19 protein-coding genes are annotated in these 20924 nt (G+C 52.7%); all 19 read right to left on the reverse strand.

Annotated features, from left to right (window positions below; all coding sequences use genetic code 11):
• Position 1 precedes the first annotated feature (1 nt).
• The 19 genes from ACZ5SR_RS11120 to ACZ5SR_RS11210 all read right to left on the reverse strand — a co-directional run bounded on the left by ACZ5SR_RS11120 (position 2) and on the right by ACZ5SR_RS11210 (position 20918).
• Positions 2 to 1225, reverse strand: coding sequence for a glycosyltransferase family 4 protein (locus tag ACZ5SR_RS11120; RefSeq protein WP_464448741.1), 1224 nt, complete (start codon positions 1223 to 1225; stop codon positions 2 to 4).
• Positions 1226 to 2506, reverse strand: coding sequence for an O-antigen ligase family protein (locus tag ACZ5SR_RS11125; RefSeq protein ID WP_464448742.1), 1281 nt, complete (start codon positions 2504 to 2506; stop codon positions 1226 to 1228). It lies immediately after the preceding gene.
• Positions 2503 to 3159 carry an acyltransferase gene (locus ACZ5SR_RS11130; RefSeq protein ID WP_464448743.1) on the reverse strand — a complete coding sequence of 219 codons (657 nt, stop codon included), beginning with the start codon at positions 3157 to 3159 and terminating at the stop codon, positions 2503 to 2505. The genes ACZ5SR_RS11125 and ACZ5SR_RS11130 overlap by 4 nt, the downstream gene beginning before the upstream one ends.
• A gap of 26 nt (positions 3160 to 3185) precedes the next feature.
• On the reverse strand, positions 3186 to 4454 hold the full coding sequence (locus ACZ5SR_RS11135) for a hypothetical protein (RefSeq protein WP_464448744.1): 1269 nt from the start codon (positions 4452 to 4454) through the stop codon (positions 3186 to 3188).
• A gap of 420 nt (positions 4455 to 4874) precedes the next feature.
• A complete protein-coding gene (locus ACZ5SR_RS11140; protein ID WP_464448745.1) occupies positions 4875 to 5714 on the reverse strand; it encodes a class I SAM-dependent methyltransferase in 840 nt (279 codons plus the stop codon).
• A 97-nt stretch (positions 5715 to 5811) separates the two neighbouring features.
• Entirely contained in the window at positions 5812 to 6756 is a 945-nt protein-coding gene (locus ACZ5SR_RS11145) for a Gfo/Idh/MocA family protein (RefSeq protein ID WP_464448746.1), read from the reverse strand.
• A gap of 27 nt (positions 6757 to 6783) precedes the next feature.
• Positions 6784 to 7833, reverse strand: coding sequence for a Gfo/Idh/MocA family protein (locus tag ACZ5SR_RS11150; RefSeq protein ID WP_464448747.1), 1050 nt, complete (start codon positions 7831 to 7833; stop codon positions 6784 to 6786).
• Between the two features lie 11 nt (positions 7834 to 7844).
• Positions 7845 to 9158 carry a lipopolysaccharide biosynthesis protein gene (locus ACZ5SR_RS11155; protein ID WP_464448748.1) on the reverse strand — a complete coding sequence of 438 codons (1314 nt, stop codon included), beginning with the start codon at positions 9156 to 9158 and terminating at the stop codon, positions 7845 to 7847.
• Positions 9155 to 11197, reverse strand: a complete 2043-nt coding sequence (locus ACZ5SR_RS11160; RefSeq protein ID WP_464448749.1) for an acyltransferase family protein — start codon at positions 11195 to 11197, stop codon at positions 9155 to 9157. Before ACZ5SR_RS11160 ends, ACZ5SR_RS11155 begins: the two co-directional genes overlap by 4 nt.
• 35 nt (positions 11198 to 11232) lie before the next feature.
• Positions 11233 to 11877: an imidazole glycerol phosphate synthase subunit HisH gene (hisH, locus tag ACZ5SR_RS11165; RefSeq protein ID WP_464448750.1), complete on the reverse strand. Its 645-nt coding sequence runs from the start codon at positions 11875 to 11877 to the stop codon at positions 11233 to 11235.
• Complete coding sequence (hisF, locus tag ACZ5SR_RS11170; protein ID WP_464448751.1) at positions 11874 to 12635, reverse strand: imidazole glycerol phosphate synthase subunit HisF; 762 nt, start codon at positions 12633 to 12635, stop codon at positions 11874 to 11876. Before hisF ends, hisH begins: the two co-directional genes overlap by 4 nt.
• 4 nt (positions 12636 to 12639) lie before the next feature.
• A complete protein-coding gene (locus tag ACZ5SR_RS11175; protein ID WP_464448752.1) occupies positions 12640 to 13809 on the reverse strand; it encodes an N-acetyl sugar amidotransferase in 1170 nt (389 codons plus the stop codon).
• Between the two features lie 10 nt (positions 13810 to 13819).
• On the reverse strand, positions 13820 to 14551 hold the full coding sequence (locus ACZ5SR_RS11180; RefSeq protein WP_464448753.1) for an acylneuraminate cytidylyltransferase family protein: 732 nt from the start codon (positions 14549 to 14551) through the stop codon (positions 13820 to 13822).
• Positions 14548 to 15597, reverse strand: a complete 1050-nt coding sequence (locus ACZ5SR_RS11185; protein WP_464448754.1) for a nucleotidyltransferase family protein — start codon at positions 15595 to 15597, stop codon at positions 14548 to 14550. Before ACZ5SR_RS11185 ends, ACZ5SR_RS11180 begins: the two co-directional genes overlap by 4 nt.
• A 1-nt stretch (position 15598) precedes the next feature.
• Positions 15599 to 16894 (reverse strand): nucleotide sugar dehydrogenase, encoded by a 1296-nt coding sequence (locus tag ACZ5SR_RS11190; protein WP_464448755.1) that lies wholly within the window; start codon positions 16892 to 16894, stop codon positions 15599 to 15601.
• 73 nt (positions 16895 to 16967) lie between these two features.
• The gene (neuC, locus tag ACZ5SR_RS11195) at positions 16968 to 18134 is read right to left on the reverse strand and encodes a UDP-N-acetylglucosamine 2-epimerase (RefSeq protein WP_464448756.1); all 1167 of its coding nucleotides are present in this window, start codon (positions 18132 to 18134) and stop codon (positions 16968 to 16970) included.
• Positions 18131 to 19135, reverse strand: a complete 1005-nt coding sequence (gene neuB, locus ACZ5SR_RS11200) for an N-acetylneuraminate synthase (protein WP_464448757.1) — start codon at positions 19133 to 19135, stop codon at positions 18131 to 18133. The genes neuC and neuB overlap by 4 nt, the downstream gene beginning before the upstream one ends.
• On the reverse strand, positions 19132 to 19767 hold the full coding sequence (locus tag ACZ5SR_RS11205; protein ID WP_464448758.1) for a PglD-related sugar-binding protein: 636 nt from the start codon (positions 19765 to 19767) through the stop codon (positions 19132 to 19134). The genes neuB and ACZ5SR_RS11205 overlap by 4 nt, the downstream gene beginning before the upstream one ends.
• Positions 19764 to 20918, reverse strand: coding sequence for a LegC family aminotransferase (locus ACZ5SR_RS11210; RefSeq protein WP_464448759.1), 1155 nt, complete (start codon positions 20916 to 20918; stop codon positions 19764 to 19766). The genes ACZ5SR_RS11205 and ACZ5SR_RS11210 overlap by 4 nt, the downstream gene beginning before the upstream one ends.
• Between the last annotated feature and the right edge of the window lie 6 nt (positions 20919 to 20924).

The raw sequence follows: 20924 nt of genomic DNA on the forward strand, positions 1-20924 counted from the left end.
TTTATTGAATCGAATTGCGAACACGCTTATAAAGATCAAATAAACGAGAGGCATTGCGTGTCGGCTCAAAGTTATCGATGGCAAGTTTTTGCGCTTCGCGCCCCATGCGTTTGAGCTCTTCCCTATTTTTTTCAAAGTACCGGATTGCCTCAGACAACGCGACTGGATCTCGTTCTGGTATGGCTAGACCAGTTACGTTATGGATCAACGTATCGGATAGCGGATTACTTAGACAAACAATACTCGGCACTGCTGAGAATGCGGCCTCGAAGACGGGACGTCCAGGCGCATCAAAGTGAGAGGGGAAAGTGATGACATCCACGCGTTCGTAGACGCATTGAATATCGCTGGTAGCACCAAGCAGGTGGAAAGATCGTTCCAATCCATATTGCTTGATGCGTTGCTGAAGTTCTTCCACCACATCCTGTACGAGCCCTGCTTTGCTAAGCACCCAGCCCTTGAGACCCTTATCAACCCGGGTGTGGCCACCGACAATCAGAAATTCAACATCGTCACCCTGCGCCTTCAGCAGTCTAGCGGCCTCCACCAATTCAAGTATTCCTTTTGAAACTTGGACATTACCTACAAAACCAATTTTCAGCGAGCTGGCTCGGAGCTTCTCCAGCTTGTGCAGCATATTTGAATCCGGATCCGGCGACCGTTTCGGTGTAAACGAGTTTTGAATAACATCGACATTCAACTCAGCTGGCATAGTGGACCGAGTTGTTTCATTGATTGCAATGATGGCATTGGCCGATCTTTTCAGTACTCCATTCAGCCAGCGCGATCGCAAGGAGTGCTGATTCGCCCACTGCGGAGATCGAACGTGTACCACCATTGGAACCTGGAATAGTTTTTTGGCAAGTAACCCAGGAATGATTTCTGTCACTTCATTGACGTGAATAACGTCAATTTTCCCTTTCCACTTTCCATGAGCCTTTCGAATCGCCAATATCGTATATGGAAGATGAAAAATTTCCCTGAGTAGGACTAACCAACGTACACCACGGTAGTGGCTGTAATGAGTATTATCAAAACGAGTCAACCCGCGAGTTGCTATCAGGTCTTCAGCGACCTGACCATAAAAATTCAATGCTGTTCCGTTTACCGCTAAAAAGTACGGCATTACACCTTCGAGTTTCAATACGCGCACAGCCTCAAATAGGCTGCGAGAAGCTCCTCCAAAGGGGCCCACACCGTCCAAATAAAGTACATTCATATTCATTCAACCCTGCTTCCCAAAGTTGTCATAATTCTTAGCCCTCTTGATGACGAAAGCCTGACTCCCATGAATTGCAATCAGCAAAAAAATTGCACCATTGGCATCAGTAGGGTGGAAAACGCTACCCCACTGCATCATCAACAGAAAAATTGTTGGAAAGCAAGCTACTGCCCAAACATCACGATTTTTAGCAACTTCACGCAGTCTACTAATTAGATACCAACTATAAAGCAGACCGGGAAAACCATATGTGGCCAGCAAACGCGTCAACTGCGCTTCGTTACCAGCAGGCGTAGTTCCAACATTGAGCTCCTCGATTTGCATTTCGAAAAAATCGAAGGCCCCGAGACCCATTTTCCATGGGCTATCCCAAAATAGCAAAAGATGCTGCATCCAGAGCCATGGTCGATATAACTGCGCGAAGACTTCTTCACTAGTTAGATTGGACTCACTGCGCAAAAAGAGTCGCGAAATTAACTCAAATTCCCCTAAAGTAGAGAATATAGCTGCGGAGCCAGCAACCATTAGGTTGATCCCAACCCCTAGTAACAAAGCCACCCAGAACATAGCCCGTGGGCTTCGAGGTTTTCTACCCAGCCACCAGCGCATCGACAGGTATAACATCACACCGATCGTGGCGGTTCGTACGAAAGAAAAGAACAAGAAATACGCGACTATTAGTAAAACCACCAGATACTTACGTGCCAGGGCAGCATTTTGCGTCAGAATCAAGAACATCGCCAAAGACAGCACGGCGGAATTCGCAATGTTTGGGAAAAATGATATTCGCCAGTCAAGCCCATCGTAGACAGTCATGTTTGGCAGTAAACCCCATTTATTTCCATCAGAAAAAATCCAAATGTAGGCGCCAATCAGAATCAGTGCAAGATAAAGAGCTATCAAATCTCGTAACTCGAGGCGTGCCCTATGTGAGCTGAACCAGCCCAGCACCCAAACGATCAATACAAGTTGCAACAGGGCCTTTATGTCACCCCGAAGCAATTGCCAGGCACCAGCAATTAGTCCAAAAATTAGTATTGGTCGTGCTTGTTCTAACAAAGCGCGAAAAATGGCATTAATATCAGTAAGTGGTAGCAAAAGCGTAGGCGCGATCAGCAACCAGTACCGAAGTGAGCCAATTTCAGGGGTCTCTTCCTGAGAAATCGACATGGAGACGCAAAGCGAGAGGACAATGTAAAGGAACATCGCAAAATTCCGCCGGTGCTTTGAAGCAGCGATCGTGGGAACAAGCAACGCGCCATCAAACGTTTTCATTCCAATCATGAGGGATCTTCAAGGGCAAGACGAGATGTCATTCTTTCCAGCTTTACGCCTGGTAGGTAGTGAAGAATATCGTGCGATCCCGGAGTTCGTTTTAATATTGAGAGTTCAAGCGTATATACATCCCCAGTATGAATGCACTTCCATTCCCCCTTGCCTTCGATAGGTAGTGGGATTTTTTCGCCGTATGCACTGACCCAGCCTACCTGTCTTGCCGGCGTGCCAATCATCAAGGCCCAATCTTTGCAGTCTTTAGTTAGGGTCGAGCCTGCGGCAAGAAAAGTACCTTCACCTATTGTAATGCCCGGTACAACGGTCGAGTTCGCGCCGAGCGTGACACCGTTCTTAACAATAGTCTTCTCAAAACTGGCCCGTCGGTTCACTGCTGCGCGTGGGAATGCTATATGGGTAAATACCATGAATGGAGCGCAAAATACGAAGTCACCAAGTTCTACATGAGAAAAGATTGCGACGGAATTACCGAGTCGACATCCATTGCCAACGACCGCATTATTGCCCACATAAACGTTCTGGCCAAGGTTGCAGTTCTCACCCACGACCGCCTTGGCCTCAACATGGCTGTAATGCCATATGGATGTATAGTCCCCAATTTCTGCACCCTGATCGACGGTGGCGGTGGGGTGGATCTGAATCATAATAAATTTCCTAGAAAAGTAACTTTTTACTCTCGCGAGAGTATGTCTGTTAAGTTCGAAATGAATCCTGGTTCCGAGTAGCGATTGGCATTACAGTCAATTCTTGAATCCTGCTGTAAGAAAACCCAAACATAGCTGGGATGAGTTGCAAGATGAATAAGTCGATTGTCGATTGCCTTGAGCATGGCTTCATGTCCGGCCAAGGGAATGACTATGCTAGGTACGCCAAGTGCAGCAGCATCAAAGTGGCATGCAGATGCAATGCTCAAGTGTAGATCTGCCTCTGATAGAAGATCGAAAATGTTAGGCAGATCGGATCCGCCGACTATATTAATACGTCCATCTTTAACTTCGTCGAAAAAGCAGTTTTTGGCGTCATAAACCGGGTGCAGCTTTATCACGAGATTCCACTCAATATTGTTGGGTGCAGAGGCCAAGAGCGCATCAACCCACTGAGCAAGTCGTTCTGAATCGAGCCCTTGTGAGCTCAACACAAGTCGGAAGCTGGAACTACGTTTACGCATTTTACGGCGCTCGCGTGCCAGATCAATTAGCTCATTACCTATCGCAACAGCATGATCGCGCCCCTGGCGCGTGCTTGCGAGTTGCTCCATCCAATAAGTGCCTCGACATGCGAGTATGTCAGGCAATACAAGTCTTTTATGATCTCCATTAACCCATTCTGGGATTGCATCAGGGTGAATAGAGTCAAAATCTCCATGCTGCAGTTCAATGAATCGGATACCATGCCCCGCAGCAGCAATTCTTAAACCGTATTCGCCAGTGTCGCTGACTAATACTACCCCTGGCCTAATACGTTTTAATAATAGTTTGTAAAGTTGCGATTGCCATTTTACCGTTGATACGCGCATTCGCAAAAAATTCGGACTAACGATCACACCTATCTCATCTCTAAGCAGGCGAGAAGTTCTTTCACAAAAGGGCATCACAGGAGCTGGAAAGATAAGTCCAAGAAAACGCCCCCAAAAAGTAAATACAACGGCTTCTACATCTGGTGGAAAAAGTGCCCGTACAGCTTGATAGTCGAAATCATTGCTATTGACTTCTTCGATTTTAAAGTAGGATTTTTCAGTTTCCAAAATTCCATCAAAGTAGACATCTCGAAATTTATCACCTTGAGACATCCGCAGTCCGGATCTCGCAGTCTTTATCATCAATTTTCTCTGCTCTGAAAAAATGAGTATAAAGACCAGTCTTATTGTTGAAAACAACGCGTCTATAACACGCTTGACGTTGGATCTCGGTGGTGTTGCTATTGGCCAATACTTTTTCATGGACTCCCTGAAAACGGAGTTTCTCATCACTCGCCAAACTGACCAACCATCGTACGTTTCATCAAAAAGACAATGCCTCTTTTCGAAATTTTTCAATTCATCAATAAATTTTGGAGGCATTTTTTACACGGCGGCGTTTGATTTTATTATTGTAAATAATATTTACAAAAAGCAAAATATTATAATAAATTTAGATTTAATGTTTTATATGTAAATTAAACTAAATTGTTTTGAATAGTCGGCGCATATTTTTAGAAATTTTATGAGATTAATATACTTGATTATTTTAACAATATTTTACTTGCTGCAAATAGGCAGCCCTCATTTATTCTATTATTTTCACCCTTCGGTATTTTGCTTTGATAGTATCTGCTCGTAGATCGAATATTTGCAATGTATAATTCTGGAAGAAAATTTTCGTCATATTATTTGACTGAGAGATGCAAAGATACTGCTTCGAAACATAGCTTTCCATCGCTCATTTGGAGCCAAATTGTTGGGGTTATATCCGTGATCGCGCATTAGCATCCGTGCTTCAGCAACATTACTACCAATCTTGTTACCAAGCCCAGGGGGGGTAAGATGCCATTGAGAGTATGCAATATCAATTTCTTTAAATCCATAACCCATTAACTCGGCACTAGAACTTAGAGGATTGCGACGCGCTGATGGTTTGTATTGTGAAGCTGAAGCCTCTGTGAGTAAGTTTGATACGTCCACTTCAAAGTGACGATCGAAAAACTGTGCGGTGCCAGCATTTAGTGCATACATGTCAAATAACTCATTGCCAGTCATTACTAAAAGGTATGCATTTTCGGCAGCAACTCTTTTTAATGATGAGAAATAAATATCTCTTTCGGTTGTTGATAAATAGCCAAGTACGTCGATTGCAAGAAACAAATCTATGGAATTATTCGCCAATGTAGCCATGCCCTCAACACCGCAACAATATCCTTGGAATTTGTATCCCTTTAGATTTTCTTTCGAGAGCTCAATCATGGAAGATGAAATATCAAACCCCACTATACTTTCCATTTGGGCCGGATAGAATAATTCCTTGATTTCCATGCTATCGCCGCATCCAAAATTATGGACCCGCATCGGCTTTAAGTAAACAATCTTTTCAGCGAGGATCTTAAGCGCTCGCATACGATCCTGATGATAAGCAGCGCTTGTATTGGACGAGCTACTCCCTTGTACATATGCCTTGGCACTTTCCATGTCAGGGAAATTTCCTCCATTGTCAAACAAAACTGTCATATTAACTCCTTTGGTATTTTTCAATGGTTATTCAAATATAAAATTGCAATCGAGTTCTTAGCCGACCGCCGGTTGCAAATCCTGGGGTTCCTCACCTTTATCTTTGTCCATATATGTCAGCGCAGAGGGCCATCGACCGTGTTGCGTCGTCAAGCGTGGCAAGATTCGTCATGCGGCCTTCCAGAACCTCAATGATTTGAATGGCTTGGTGTCGAAGCCCCGGCTTAAACTCAGTGTCGATGGCGTCCGCCGGCGCCTCAATCAGTCGGCGCTCGCCGCGACGCTGAATGCCCAGCTTCTCAAGGGGGCGCATTTCAAGCCGCACCTGCGGGTTGGTCACCGTCACGCCCCAAGGCCCCGGGCCGTTCCAGACGGCTTGGTAGACGCCGACGTCACCGCTGGCGTAGTGAATCGTTGCGACGACATGGCCGGGGTTCTCGGCATTCCAGCGTTGGGTCGGCTGGACGGCCACGATTTCGCCGCGCCCGAATAGGTTTAGGTAGTCGATCAAGTGAATGGAGTTGGCGTACATGTAGTTGCGTACCACCTCATCGGGCTGGCCACCTTCGCGCGCTGACACCATGTCCTGCTGGTCGAGCACCGATATGAGGCGAACACCGTCGTCGCTGGCTAACTCTTGCAAAGCCTGGCGGGTCGATGCATAGCTGCGGCGGTTCAGCGCGACATAGGCGCGCGTGCCCGCGCGCTTGGCAGCGGTCGTGATCTCCTCGGCCTGGGGCAGGTCGACGCCGACCGGCTTTTCAAAGAAGCACAGCCAGGGATGAGCGAAGGCAGCCAGACAGACATCGCGGGCCGACAGCTCGTTGACCGCCACGACGACTGCATCGGCCTGGGTGCCCGCGTGCAGGGCGGCCAGGCTGTCATAGACCGACACGCCATAGGTGGCGGCGAGGGCTTCGGCATGTGCGCGCGAGCGTCCGCAGACGCCGACGATCTCTACGTTGGGCAGTGAGGCGAAGGCCTTTGCATGTTCTTGGGCCATGTAGCCGGAGCCGACGATGGCGATCTTCCATTTCTTCATGCTGTTTTCCTCAAATCGTTGGCAGTCTCAGGCCCACTTGAACATGCGCTCGCGCGGCAGGGTAGAGTCGTCCAGTCGCAAGACGCGGCCGCCGCCCTCGTGCGAGGCATGGGCGGCCACCAGGCAAGCCAACGCATGGGCGCCGGCGGCGCCGTCGGGATAGCCTTCGCCGGCCAGCAGCGCGTTCCAGACGGCCATTGTCGGCACGACGGTGTCGGCCGGCTCGATCTGCTCATTTCGGATGTCGACGGGCATGCCATAGCGCGTCGTCGGTAGCTCGCGGTACTGAGCCTGGCGGGCGGCGATGCGCATCTCTCCATTCAGTTCATCGACGACGATTTGGCCGTGACGGCAGATATAGACCACCTGCAGGCCCCAGCCGGCCTGGGCCGAGAAGTCGATGAACATCGATGGCCCTGTTTCGCTGCGGGCGAGCAGGCGGCCCGAGCGGTCCTCGAACTGTGCGCCGCGTGGATTGGCCAACTGGCCGTCCTCGAGCCAGGCCTGCACGTTGTGCACCGATTCGCCGCTGATGTAGCGGAACATTTCGAAGTAGTGGCTGGCGTTCATGGCCAGGCCGAAGTTGGAACCGGCGACCAGGATGCTGGCTAGGGGGCCGAGCTCCTCGCTACCGATCAGCGCCTTGACCTGGGTGTACTGGGCCATGTAGCGCATCTGGTGGTTGACGGCCAGGCGGATGCCGGCGCGCTCACAGGCCGCCAGCATGGCGTCGGCCTCTGCGAGAGAGGTGGCCAGCGGCTTCTCGCACAGCACATAGCGAACGCCGAACTCGACGGCGGCCAGCACGAAGGGCGCATGCGTCGGAGCCGTCGTCCCGATGACGAGAGCTTCTGGCCTGACCTTGGCGAGCATGTCGAAGGCATCGATAAAGCAGGCTGCGGCGCCCACGCCATGTTGATCCTGGACGGCCTGCAGGGCCGCCGGGCTCACGTCGGCAGCACCGCAAATGTCCATACCGAGGCGGCGCAAGGCTTCGACATGGCGCAGGCCCATGCGGCCAAGGCCAATGACGGCGACGCGCAGGCCGGCGGTTTGGGGCGAAGAAGTGGAGGTCATGGGCAGATCTCTTAGATGGAGGTGCCAGGGCCAGGACGCGGGGTCGGGAAGGCGCGCTGGCGCAAGACACGTAGGGCCTGGACAGGCTGGCCCCATGGCAGGTTGAAGGACTTCATCGCGACGAGGGTCGTGAACAGGGCCAGCAGGCCCTGCGTCGTGGCAAAGCCCATGGCGGCTCCGTCCACGCCCAGCCGTGACACCAGCAGCCAAGTACACAGGGCGCCACAGACGGCGGCGCTCGTCGTGGTGAGCGACAGCAGGCCTGTGCGTGCCGAGAAGAAGAACAGCACCGAGGTGCTTAGGTAGACGCCGCTGAAGGCGCCGCCCAGCATGAACCAGGGCAGTACTGTGGCGGCTTCATGGTATTTGGCGCCAAGCAGCAGGGGGCTGGCCCATTGCAGGGCCACTCCGACCAAGGCGGCCAGCACGAAGAAGGCCGGCATGGCCACATATACCGCACCGACAGCGACATGGCGGTCGGCGGCGTCCTTTGAGGCCAGCTTAACATAGAGCCAGGGGCCATAGGCCTTGACGAAGGCGTCGGCCAGAATGCCCATGACCATGCCGAGCTGGGCGCCAGCACCATACACGCCCAGGGCATGGCTGCCGAGGTGGACGGAGACGGTCCAGCGGTCGGCGCTGCCGAGTAGCACACCGGCCAGTGTGTGCAGGATCAGCGGCAGGCCGAAGTTGACGAGTTCCCGCAGTTGACTGGACGAGGGCGCCCAGCGAACCTCGCGGGCGCGCACGAACAGCACCAGAGCCACCAGGGCCATTAGTAATGCAGCTGCAGCAATGCCACCGTTGCGGCCGGCGCTGCCCAGGCCCAGGCCCAACACGGCCAGAAGCGACAGGCCCACGTTGACGGTGCTGGACGAGACCTGCAGCAAGGCATTGCGCACTGGCTGCTGTTGGCTCTGCCATAGCACCAGGCGGCATTGCAGCACCACGCCGGCACCAGCCGTCAGCGCGGCCACGGCGCCCCAGATCGGTGTGATGCCGGCAGCCAGGCCCGGCAAGTGCTCGAGCACGGCGGCGACCAGACCGGCGACAACCCCTGTGCTGATGATAGCCAGCGCCAGCGCCGTGGCGGTGAAGGGCGGCATCTCCTCGCGCGGCTTTTTGAACCAGAGTACGCCGAGCGCTGCATGAGCGTTGAGGCCGGCCAGAGTCATGCACAAGGTCACGAGCAACGAGAAGACCACGACGTGGCCGTACTCGTCCGGCGACAGCACGCGGGTCAGCAGTGGCAGCAGCAGGAACGGTACCGCCGCCGACACCACGTTGGCGGCGGCATAGATGGATCCTGTCCGCAGGAAATTCATCGCGTCTCCCCCACTACACTTAGGGATTTTTCGCGCTTTATTTCATCGAAAATATGCCCCAAAGCTTTAGAAAAGTATTGGGCGCCAAAGTTAGACAGGTGATCACCGTCTCTGTAGAGAGAACGCCCAGAATTCACGATGCTGCACGCTTGTGCGTCACACATCTGATCAAGAGTGTTAACAACTTTCGCGCCGTAACGCGAGGCTAGAAGCCCCATTTTCTGATTGACGAATACTTGACGAGCCTCTATATCCGAGCGGCGCGGCCGAAGTGCATCGGCATCCAGACCGAGCGGTAGTGTCGAGCGAGCCAGCGCAAATGGAAGATCATATTGTGCCTCGGGAATCTGCCCTACTAAGTAAATGGTGCGACCGGGTGCGGCTAGGCGCTGCAGTGTATGCTCTAGGCCGCGCTCGAATAATTGCTCAGGAGTGGAGCCTGAATCGTCGGCCAGAAGCGGTTCAGTGCCATGCTCGACGCCATTTGGGGTGAAACCATGTACGTAGACTGCCCAGCGCGCCAGCAGGAATACGTGACGGACGCCGCTGGCATTGATATTGTCAAGCATTGCATTATTGAAGCGGACACAGTTGTCAAAAGACTTACCTGCGATACGCGCATTTAAAACCGGCGGACAGGCAGCGTAACTAGCATGACGCCCGCCCAAGCCGCGCTCGCGTGCCAATCGGTCGAAGGCACCGTACATAGCATGAGCATGCGAATCACCCCAGATCATAAACTCGGGGGTTACGCTTGCTGCACCAAGGATACAGACGTCACCGCTAAGCACCCTTTCCAATGCTACGGTGTGGCAGCTATCAGCCTTAGGGGCTATATCATGCTTAGCGGCGGCGTAGGAAAGCGCCTGTTGCGGGAGGCGGGTAGGCCAACCGTCACTACGCTCAAAAGAAATGGCACTGATTAGTAACACGAAGAAGACTATGATCAGACCAGTTCCGAGAAAACGCTGGGCTGGCGGTGAAAAACTCCATCTATTAATAGGCCGCTCAACGTAGTAGTAGCTTATCGTCGCCAAACCCACAGTCAACAGTATCATCACCACCGTGTGCAATAGCCCACCGTTGCGCCCCAGCGCAAAAGGCATAAGTACAAGTAAAGGCCAGTGCCATAGATATATCGAGTACGACATCTTGCCGATCCAGACAAAAGGCGGCGCCGCAAGCAGGCGCGAAATCGGTGCTGCAGCGCCGATGGAGTGAGAATAGATCAGCAGGCAAGCCCCGCTGACTGGCAGCAGTGCGCTCCAGCCTGGAAACGGTGTGCCACTGGAGTAAAAGAAAACAGCTCCGACGATCATGGCAAGCCCAGTCAGCTGCATCCCTAGTACGATCGTCGGCCGCTGCGGACGCGGGAGCACATTAGTCGCCAACATCGCGCCGGCCAGAAATTCCCAGGCACGCGACGACAATGAGTAGTACGCCTGTCCTGGATCACTTCCTACTAGGAAGATACTGTAGACTAGCGACAGAGTCAGCAATACGGCCACTATCGTTGCGCCGACAGCTTGATGCGGCCCCAAAAGATTTCGCCGCAGTAGCATTATCACCATCGAGAAGGTCAGGTAAAACTGCCCTTCGACCCCCAACGACCATGTGTGTAGCAGAGGTTTGGTAAGAGAAGGGGCATCGAAATAGCCAGCTTGGGCATAGAAATGCTGGTTGGAGTAGAACAGCAAAGATGCCCTAAGGCTCTTGCCAAAAGCCACCAACTCGTCTGGCATCAACAGCATTAGCGCCATGCCGACGGTGACACAACACACCAAGATCAGGACCGGCAATAAACGCCTCGCGCGGCGAGCCGCGAACCTAGCCAAGCCGCTCACCCCGGCTGAGCTGCTAAGCAGCAGACTTTTTGTAATCAGGTACCCAGAAATTACGAAAAATATATCCACCCCAACATATCCACCGGGTGCGCCTAGACCAAAATGAAACAGGATCACACTTGTGATGGCAACAGCTCGCAGACCATCTATGTCAGGGCGGTAACTCAACTTTTCGCTGCCCTCAGCGAATTTCAACTTTGACTCAGTGACTTGGAGTGCCCCCAACAAGTTCATATTGCGAGGAAGCCTTTAAGTAGACGCAGCCCGGCCTCGCCACTCTTCTCGGGATGGAACTGGCAGCCGATGATGCGGCCCGAGCGGACAGCCGCCGTGATGCGGTGGCCGCCATAAAAACAGTCGGCCAGGCGATGCGCGGCGTCGCTCGGCTCGAAATGGAAGGAATGCACCAGATAAACTGAGGTGCCCTCGCGCACGCCTTCGAACATCGTGCCGGCCCAGCCGCCCGGCATAGCCGGGCTCAGGTCGGCCCAACCGATGTGGGGGATCTTTTGCGTCGAACCGTCGACGTCCTGCGACGGCACCGACACTACGCGCCCAGGGATCAGGTCCAGGCCTTCATGCTCACCGAACTCCTCACTTAGGCTGGCCAGCATCTGCATGCCAAGGCAGATGCCCAGCAGCGCCCGGCCCGAGGCGGCATAGCGACGAATGGGCTCAATCAGGCCATACTCGCGCAGGCCCTGCATGCCGTCCGCGAAGGCGCCCACGCCTGGAAGCAGCAGGAGCTCGGCGCTCTCGATCTCAGCGGGGTCGTGGGACAGCCGCGCTGTGGCGCCAACATGCTCGAGGGCGCGAGCGACGCTCAGCAGATTGCCGCTGCCGTAGTCGACGATGGTGACTATGCTCTCGCTCATACTGTTCTCACATTCAGGCCTGCTTCACGCGCGGCGTCGCGGATATCGCTCACGGTCGCTCGGCCATAGTGCAACATGTCGGCCATGGCGACGGCATCAGCCGCGCCTTCCTGAACAGCTGTGACCACGTCGTCCAGCTTTCCCATGCCTCCGCTGGCGATCACGGGGACCGGTACAACTTTGGAGACGGCCGCGAGCAGCGCAATGTCGAAGCCCTCGCGAGTGCCTTCCTGGTCTACGGATGTCAGCAGGATCTCGCCCGCGCCGAGCTCGGTACCAAGCTGAGCCCATTCGACGACGTCCAAGCCAGTCTTCTCGCGACCGTTGTCTGTGTAAACCTCCCATCGGCCCTCGGAGATGCGTTTGGCCTCGATGGACAGTACCATGCACTGGGAGCCGAATTTGCGCGCTACCTCGCGGATCAACTCCGGGCGCTTGGTCGCGGCGGTGTTGATGCCAATCTTGTCGGCGCCCGCGCGGAGGATGCGTCGCACATCGTCGACCGACCTGATCCCACCCGTCACCGTCAGCGGCACGAACACATCGCGTGCAGCGCGCTCGATAATGTCGTGCAGGCTGTTGCGTCCATACAGGCTCGCCACGACATCGACGTACAACAGCTCATCGGCGCCCTGCTCGTAGTAGCGGCGTGCGAATTCCTGCGGGTCACCCATTACTCGAAGGCCCTCGAGATGGATGCCCTTGATGAGATTGGGTCCTTTGATGTCAAGGCGCGGGATCAGGCGAATCTTCTTCATGCGTTCAGCTCGTCATGTCGTCGTGCCAGACGGCGTGCTTCAGCTCCCAGCCTTCGTCGGTCTTGCTCCACAAGTGATCCGAGCGCCAGCTATCAACGACGGCCTGGAACTCCTCGTCCGTGATGCCACAGTAATCTAGGAATTCCTTGTAGTAACGCTGCGGAAACTCACCGTCGTAGCGACGCACTAGTGCAATGCCTTCCTCACGCGTGATCTTGCCGTCGCGGATTTCGTGTGCCGCATCCGAAGTCGTGCGCCCTATGCCGAACTTGATGAAACCGAGGTAGTAGTGGTAACCGTCGATACGGTCATCGAGGCTTGCGTACTTCGAGTAGGTGCCTTCCGAACGTTCGCTATTCGGTTGGAACCCGGTATGCTCGCGACAGTAGTAGAAATTTTCTTGTGGATCCCAAAATTTGTAGTAGCCGAAAAAATGAATCTCGGTCTTGTTTTCCATAATCGAATCGTAGCTAGGTGCCATGAATGGCTTCAGGTCGGCCTGGCTCACCCCATGTTCAACCCAAAACTCTGGTGGCAGGCCGGAGAAATAATGCTTATCATGATCCTTGATTTCGCGTGTCGGACTGAAAGCATTCTTCATGTCGCCGCCGTATTCGACCTCCCCGTTCTCTCCATACATGATCAACTGCACATTGTGTTTAATGGCCATGTGCATCGGGTAGTTTGTCTGGCCGTAAATGAACGGCTGAAACGGATCACCCAAGTGTTGAGTTGCTAGGCGGGTGAGCTTACGGGTAATCTGACCATTAGGCGTTCCTAGCACATTATCGAAGCCCGATTGAATGAATGCATCGAGATTGCGGCGGCCTATCTCGGTCGCTTTGAGCGGTGCCCACGTAACGGTCAACGGATTCATGCCATACTTGAACTTCAGCTGGTGAGCGACAAAGCTGCCATCCTTGCCGCCGCTACAAGGAACAATCACATCATATTCACCGTTGCTCTTTCTAAAGCGGTTGCATAGTTCAATGAGCTCTCGCTCACGCTCTTCCCAATTGATCTTGGTTCTTTTGAAATGAGCAAAATTACATGCAGAACAGACACCATGCTCATCAAACGTAATGCGTGGACGTTGGTTTGACATTGTGCAAAGTTTGCAATATTTCACTTCATTGGGCAGGTTATATTGATTGACGACGTCTCGTTTTTTCATGGGGTCACTTTCAGGTTTGTCCAATGTTGGGCTGGCTATTTGAGGAAGGTTGCGTCATTCGTTGCACGATATCAATAAGGCGTTCGACATCAGTTTGGGTATCTATGTCAATAGAACGTTCAGCTGGCATTGGGTAAAAAACGGTATCAGCTGTAAGAAAGCTGCGATTTCTGAGAAACCATTCCGTACGCACTGCATAAACTGCGCCGTTTAGGCACCAAGCCTCGGGAAGGTCTTGACGCCGTATTGGTATGCCGGCTGGCGGCTTGACATAATGCACGAGACATCCTTGCTCATCGGCATAAAACGTCCAGTAGGGATGCTCCTCGGCTGCACGAACAGTCACACAAGCTGGCGCGCTGCTTGATTCGAGGCGTTCTATAGCGCCGTCAATGTCGCTAACTTTACGCAACGGCGAGGTTGGTTGTAGCAATACAACAATATCGTAGCCAGGAACACGCTCCAGCGCGTCAGCAACAACATCGATGGACGAGGCAGTATCACCGCCGAGATTTGTGTCACGCCTGAAAGGCGTCTCACACCCGCCGGCGGCTGCAACCGCCATGATCTCATCGTCATCCGAGGACAGGATTAGGCGGTCGATATAACGAGACGCTCGCGCCTCATCGATCGTCCACTGGATCAGTGGTTTGCCGCAAATTGGCAAAATATTCTTGCCGGGCAGGCCCTTCGATCCTCCCCGGGCAGGGATCAGCGCGAGCACTTTGAGCGTACCGATCATCTGAATATCTCGTGAAAATCATGATTGGCTCGTTCAAAGTCCGATGGCTGGCCAATATCGAGCCAATACCCATCTATATGGTGAGAACGGGCGTAGAGACCCTGCTCCGAAATGGACTCGAAGAGCGTCGGCATATCGAAAAACTGATCGCGCGGAACTAGCTTGAGGACTGATGGTGACAACACGTACACCCCTGCGCTCACCATAAACTGATGCACGGGTTTCTCAAAAATACTGGAAATCCGGCCGTCTTGCTCCTGAATCACGCCAAATGGCACTTGCATCTCGTATTTGCGAACACCCATTGTCGCGTCAGCGCCAGCTGACAGATGATTATCAACCATCGAAACATAGTCTACCCTGGTCAGCAGATCAGCATTCGTCACGACGATAGGGTGCTCAAGCTCTGCGGGCAGCAAGCTGAGTGCACCGGCTGTGCCCATGCGTTGCTGTTCACGCAAATATTTCAATTCAATGCCGAACCGGGACCCGTCGCCGAAGTGACTTTCAATCTGATCAGCTTTGTAATTAACTGCAAAATAAAAATGACGGAAACCTTGCTCAGAGAAAGATAGGACGATGGTTTCTAGAATTGGACGAGAACCCACGTTCAGCATGGGTTTAGGGGTATCCCGGGTCAATTCCTTCAGGCGACTGCCTAGACCACCCGCCATGATGACTACAGTTTCCTCACGGATGTGGACTTGCAAATAGTCATCAACGATCTCAAGTCCAACAACATGCCCTTGGTTATCAACTATAGGTAACTGGTGAAGGCCAAGACGCTTAATCAGTCCTAAACGCGTTTTCCGATCATCTCGGTCATGCACAACTGTCGGAGTTGTGTGCATGGCCTCAGATACTGGCATATCGAGCGTCAACCCTCGCAGCAAAGCTCGACGGATATCACCATCGCTTAGCGTACCTAACAAACGACGATTCTGATCCACTACCAAGGCCATTTGGCAGCCGACGTCATTAATCGTCTGAAGAGCTGCACGCAACGCAAGCGTGGGCGCTATCAGTGTATTTTCCCAACTCTTCATTTTATAAACGAAAAACTTTAAAGCCCACCTCTAAGCAGGCATGCCGATCAAACAGACTCTTTAGATCTCCTAAGACCGGCTGTCTCTCTGCCTTGCAAAAGGCCTTTAATTCAATGGGCTTCATGGCTCGAAACTCTGCGTGCCCCACGGCCACGATCAATGAATCCACAGGATTATTTTCATCAATTGTGCCCACCTTGATTCCGTACTCATGCTCTACTTCTTCAGCATTAGCCCACGGATCGGTAACGACGACGTTGACACCCCAATGCTTTAATTCCTTGACCAAATCAGCAACTTTGCTGTTGCGAATATCAGGACAGTTCTCTTTGAAAGTAATGCCCATCACACCAACTGTGCTGCGGGCAACGTCAATCCCGTTTTTCAACATCAGTCTGACAATATTTCTGGCAGCATACCGTGCCATATTGTCATTGATGCGTCTTCCAGCCAGAATGACTTGAGGGTGATATCCAACCTGCTCGGCCTTGTGGGTCAAGTAATAAGGGTCAACTCCAATGCAGTGCCCTCCTACCATCCCAGGTCTGAATGGAAGGAAATTCCACTTGCTGCCAGCAGCCTCCAGTACTTCTGTTGTGTCGATACCGAGTCGATCAAAAATAACAGACAACTCATTGACGAAGGCTATGTTTAAATCGCGCTGACTATTCTCGATAACTTTTGCGGCTTCAGCGACCTTGAGACTGCTTGCCTTCCATGTCCCAGCTTTGATAATTCCGCGATAGAGCGCATCAACAGCCTCGGCAACTGCGGGAGTACTGCCGCTGGTGATCTTTTTGATGGTGGTCAGCGTATTGACCTTGTCACCTGGGTTGATACGCTCAGGACTGTAGCCACAGAAGAAACCCTCGTTGAACATCAGGCCCGACTCCTTTTCCAGGATGGGCACACAAACTTCCTCGGTGCAACCAGGGTAAACCGTCGATTCGTAAATGACAATTGCGCCTGCCTTCATGGCCTTTCCCACAGTTTCGCTGGCCTTGATGATGGGTGTCAAGTCAGGGCGGTTGGCAGTATCGATTGGGGTCGGTACTGTAATAATGAAAACACTGCAATCTGCGAGCTTGCTGCGGGAACTGCTGAATTCCAGTTGAGCAGCTGCAAGCAAATCTTTTGAATCAACTTCAAGGGTACTGTCCTTACCGGCTCGCAATTCAGCAATGCGTGCATCGTTGATATCAAAGCCTAGAACTGGACGTGTCTTTCCAAATTCAACAGCAAGTGGTAACCCCACATATCCAAGGCCAATCACTGCAATTTTATTACCAGAATTCATAGATACTTACTTTTTCAATTTAGTTGCAAACCGTTTTTTGAATTAAATGACTTTGTAAAATAATGCGATTTAACTAAATATCAATTCGAATATCATAGAACGATTTTTTTAACAAATTGTCGATGGAGTGCGTCCTCAAGACCTCGACGATTCTCTTGCTTGCCCCACCACTCCCATACGGATTAATGGTTTGGTCCAACGTTGATCGGAACACTGGATCAAATATCTTATTCAACGCCTTGCGTATGCTGTCGACTGTGGGTTGGCAATTAATAACACTACTGGCAAGCAGCCTTCCTTTTTGCCGATCGCCGATATTTATTGTTGCGACCCCCAAGCTTGGCGCTTCGGCGATCCCGCTTGAAGAGTTGCCAACCACGCCATCCACATATCGCATGCACGACAGATAACGCAACTGGCCCAGCGATGCATACACACGCGCATTACCATGAGATGCGACGAAGGCATCCAGCATCTTTGCCAGCTCACGTCCGCCGGTATCGGCGTTAGGCATAGTAAAAATCAAATTCGTGTCTGTTAACTCCTCCAAGGCTGCTAGAAGTTCTGACATCTGTCGCTGCGAACTTGCACCATCGAGGGTGACTGGGTGGAAGGTAATAAGGAGGTTTTTCTGGCCTAGTTTGAAGTCCAGCGATGTTTCTAAGGCTGCGCGGTCAAGCAAAGTGACTCGCTTAATCGCATCGATGCCCAATCCACCGACCAAAAACACACGATCAGGATGTTCACCGAGCTGAATCACGCGCCGTCGATAATCTTCTGCTGCGACAAAATGAAGGTGGGACATCTTCGTGATGGAGTGTCGAATTGCCTCATCAAAGGCCCCTTCGGTTATTTCGCCACCATGCAGATGGGCAATAGGAATTCCTGCGATCAGGGCAGCAGAAGCTGCGGCTAGGATTTCAAAACGGTCGCCCAGAACAACGATCAAGTCCGGTGAAAGCCGCGAATAGGCATCAGAGAAGCCTATCAAGCCCAGGCCCATGGATTTGGTCACTGCAGTGGCAGTATCAGCACTTACAAGCATCTCCACTTTGGCATCAATTGCGAAACCTGCTTGCTCCACCTCAAGATAAGTCAGGCCAAATTCCGGTGATAGATGCATGCCAGTAGCAATTACCTGCAGCTCCAGGCTCGGTTCGGTCTGGATTTCTTGCATAAGCCAGCGCAGCAGACCGAATTCTGCTCGCGTACCTGTAATGATGCAGATCTTCCGACTCATAGCGTAATCAACTCGTCAACAGCGAAGTCCTTGATTGCGGTGCGGCCGATCACTTCGTCCCAACGCATTGGAGACAAGCCCGTACCTGGACGTTTAGCGGCGATATTTTCTGAGCTGAAAGTCTCGCCAGCACGAATCGGGCGAATGGCTACCAACGACTTTCGCGCGATCGACTTGTTCTTCAGCTCACTGGGGCTTGGACGCTTGACTCCATCGCCGAGCGCTCGCTCTACATTGCGAATACCTTCGACCATTGCTTTGAGCTCGTGCGGTTCTAAGCTGGCTTTGTGGTCTGGACCAGGTAAATTACGATCCAGCGTGAAATGCTTTTCGATGACGGTTGCGCCCAACGCGACCGCTGCGATTGGAATTTCTATGCCAGGGGTATGATCCGAGTAACCCGTATTCACACCGAAAGCCTGCCTCATCGCGACCATCGCGCGGAGATTCACATCTTCCATTGGCGTCGGGTACTCCGTCGTGCAATGCAAGACGGTAATCAAGTGGCGGGGGGTACCTGCTGCTTCAACAGCTTCTATGGCAGCTTCGATCTCACCAAGGTTGGCCATACCCGTCGAAAGTAATAAAGGCTTGCCGAAGCTAGTCATGTAGCGCAGTAGCGGCAAGTTGGTCAACTCACCTGAGGGTATCTTGACTTGTTCAAGACAGCCCAATTCCATGAGCAAATCAAAACTCTGGGAATCAAATGCGGTGGAGAAAAAACCGATTCCGTGCGCGCGGCACTCCTCCATCAGTACAACATGGTCCCCCCGCGAGAGCTCAAGCTTTTGAATCATCTCAAGCTGGCTTTCACTGCTCTCTGTTGTTTTTTTCTGGTATTCAGCTTTTGGCGCAGACGAAGAAACAAGATTTTTTGCGGAGAAGGTCTGAAACTTAACCAGATCAGCTCCAGCCGCCGCCGCAGCAGCGATTAATTTTTTGGCAAGGCCGATGTCCCCGTTGTGATTAACACCAGCCTCGGCAATGATTAATGTCCTCATTTGATTCTCCTGGCGGGGATGCCAGCATAAATCCCATTTGGTTCACAGTCCTTCACGACAACTGCGCCAGAGCCAATCGTTGTGTCTGCACCAATGCGGCGCTTTAAACTTTCAGTGCCCTGATTAATAGCAACTCCGGTTCCAATCCAGGCACGGGATTCGATGTGAACATTGCCAGTGATGTGGGCGCCTGGCGCTACATAGACGCATTCATCGATCACAACGTCGTGACTGATGGTTGAATTCAGGTTGAAGATACAAAAGTCTCCAACCTGAATATTGTTTGTGAAGCGCACACCGGCACAGACGATAAGGCCTTGCTTGACTTCAAGCAGCTCGCGCTGCCCTTTGCCAAAGGATGCGCTTGGATGAATCAGATTGGCAAAACGCAGACGCCCGACATAGCGCTGCGCAATGCGCTGACGAATACTGTTGTCGCCGATGCCAATCACATAGCCCATTTCCTGATTTCGATCTACATCACTTTCGAGAATGACATGGCCCGGAAACTCGCACGCATCCAGCTCTGCCTGATCGCGCGCAACATAAACCGGTTCCAAATCAAGTTCCCAAGCGATATCACCTGCTTCTCTTGCCATGCCCGATGTGCCAAAAATGCCAATTTGACTCATTGGGTGGTTGCCTCTGGCAGTACGCTGCTTGGCAGGTTGACGACACGGGCCTCGAGCCACTCGGCATTGTCCAGCGGTCCGCGTATGGCATTCGCATAGATGGGCAGACTCGTCATTAGAGCCCAAATCGGGCGTGTCATGACGCCCGCGTCATTAGTCGACTTAAGCAGCGCGTCGCGCTGCGCTGCATCTTGGCAGATGACGCCGTTCAGCCAGTAGTTAGAGCCGCAATCTTTGGGCTCGATGATAGGCTGAAGATCACTGTCTTTGAAGAACTCAATATAGCGTGCAGCCAGGGCTCGCTTGGAAGCGAGAAAGGCAGGCAGCTGCTCTAGCTGAGCACATCCAAGTGCTGCGTTCAGATTTGGGAGTCGATAGTTGTAACCTATCTCGTCGTGCACGAACTCGTAGGGATGCGGAATCTTCGCGGTGGTGGTCAGGTGCTTGGCGCGCTTGCCGATATCCTCGTCGGTCAGCAGCATGCCGCCACCGCCAGTGGTCATGATCTTGTTGCCGTTGAAGCTCAGCACGCCGATCTTGCCGAAGTTACCAGTGTGGCGGCCCTTGTAATAACTACCAAGAGATTCGGCCGCATCTTCGATAAGAATCAGTTGCCAACGCTCACAGACAGCAATCAGCGCATCCAGCTCGACCGGATGGCCGAAGGTATGCATCGGCAGGCAAGCACGGATTCGGCGGTGCCCAATGCGAGTGCGGCAATCACCATGGTCGTCGATCAGAGCATGTTCTGACAGCCAGGCATCCAGCGCTGTTGGCGACAGGCCTAGCGTGTGGCGATCAACGTCCACGAAGAGCGGCTCCGCACTGCAATATGCTATCGCGTTACAGGTAGCCACGAACGTCAGCGACTGCGTGACCACCAAGTCGCCCGGTACCACGTCGGCCAGTTTCAGCGCGATGTGTAGGGCAGCCGTGCCGTTCATCACCGCCACGGCGCGCGGGCTGGTCGTGAACGCGGCCATTTTCTTTTCAAAGCGATCGACGTAGGCGCCGACGCTGGAGACGAACGTCGAATCAATGCTTTCCAGCACCAGCTCGCGCTCACGGCCCCGAAATACCGGCGCATGCAGCGGGATGAACTCGTCGGTGCGGTACTGGTCGCGGACGAAACGGATGAGAGAGTCGAACATGCCTGC

The sequence above is a fragment of the Limnohabitans sp. TEGF002 genome (assembly GCF_055395845.1).

Bases quoted from the DNA above. Each gene is read 5' to 3' on its own strand.
- ACZ5SR_RS11120 (WP_464448741.1), bottom strand. From the start codon at position 1,225: ATGAATATGAATGTACTTTATTTGGACGGTGTGGGCCCCTTTGGAGGA.
- ACZ5SR_RS11125 (WP_464448742.1), bottom strand. From the start codon at position 2,506: ATGATTGGAATGAAAACGTTTGATGGCGCGTTGCTTGTTCCCACGATC.
- ACZ5SR_RS11130 (WP_464448743.1), bottom strand. From the start codon at position 3,159: ATGATTCAGATCCACCCCACCGCCACCGTCGATCAGGGTGCAGAAATT.
- ACZ5SR_RS11135 (WP_464448744.1), bottom strand. From the start codon at position 4,454: ATGAAAAAGTATTGGCCAATAGCAACACCACCGAGATCCAACGTCAAG.
- ACZ5SR_RS11140 (WP_464448745.1), bottom strand. From the start codon at position 5,714: ATGACAGTTTTGTTTGACAATGGAGGAAATTTCCCTGACATGGAAAGT.
- ACZ5SR_RS11145 (WP_464448746.1), bottom strand. From the start codon at position 6,756: ATGAAGAAATGGAAGATCGCCATCGTCGGCTCCGGCTACATGGCCCAA.
- ACZ5SR_RS11150 (WP_464448747.1), bottom strand. From the start codon at position 7,833: ATGACCTCCACTTCTTCGCCCCAAACCGCCGGCCTGCGCGTCGCCGTC.
- ACZ5SR_RS11155 (WP_464448748.1), bottom strand. From the start codon at position 9,158: ATGAATTTCCTGCGGACAGGATCCATCTATGCCGCCGCCAACGTGGTG.
- hisH (WP_464448750.1), bottom strand. From the start codon at position 11,877: ATGAGCGAGAGCATAGTCACCATCGTCGACTACGGCAGCGGCAATCTG.
- hisF (WP_464448751.1), bottom strand. From the start codon at position 12,635: ATGAAGAAGATTCGCCTGATCCCGCGCCTTGACATCAAAGGACCCAAT.
- ACZ5SR_RS11175 (WP_464448752.1), bottom strand. From the start codon at position 13,809: ATGAAAAAACGAGACGTCGTCAATCAATATAACCTGCCCAATGAAGTG.
- ACZ5SR_RS11180 (WP_464448753.1), bottom strand. From the start codon at position 14,551: ATGATCGGTACGCTCAAAGTGCTCGCGCTGATCCCTGCCCGGGGAGGA.
- ACZ5SR_RS11185 (WP_464448754.1), bottom strand. From the start codon at position 15,597: ATGAAGAGTTGGGAAAATACACTGATAGCGCCCACGCTTGCGTTGCGT.
- ACZ5SR_RS11190 (WP_464448755.1), bottom strand. From the start codon at position 16,894: ATGAATTCTGGTAATAAAATTGCAGTGATTGGCCTTGGATATGTGGGG.
- neuC (WP_464448756.1), bottom strand. From the start codon at position 18,134: ATGAGTCGGAAGATCTGCATCATTACAGGTACGCGAGCAGAATTCGGT.
- neuB (WP_464448757.1), bottom strand. From the start codon at position 19,135: ATGAGGACATTAATCATTGCCGAGGCTGGTGTTAATCACAACGGGGAC.
- ACZ5SR_RS11205 (WP_464448758.1), bottom strand. From the start codon at position 19,767: ATGAGTCAAATTGGCATTTTTGGCACATCGGGCATGGCAAGAGAAGCA.
- ACZ5SR_RS11210 (WP_464448759.1), bottom strand. From the start codon at position 20,918: ATGTTCGACTCTCTCATCCGTTTCGTCCGCGACCAGTACCGCACCGAC.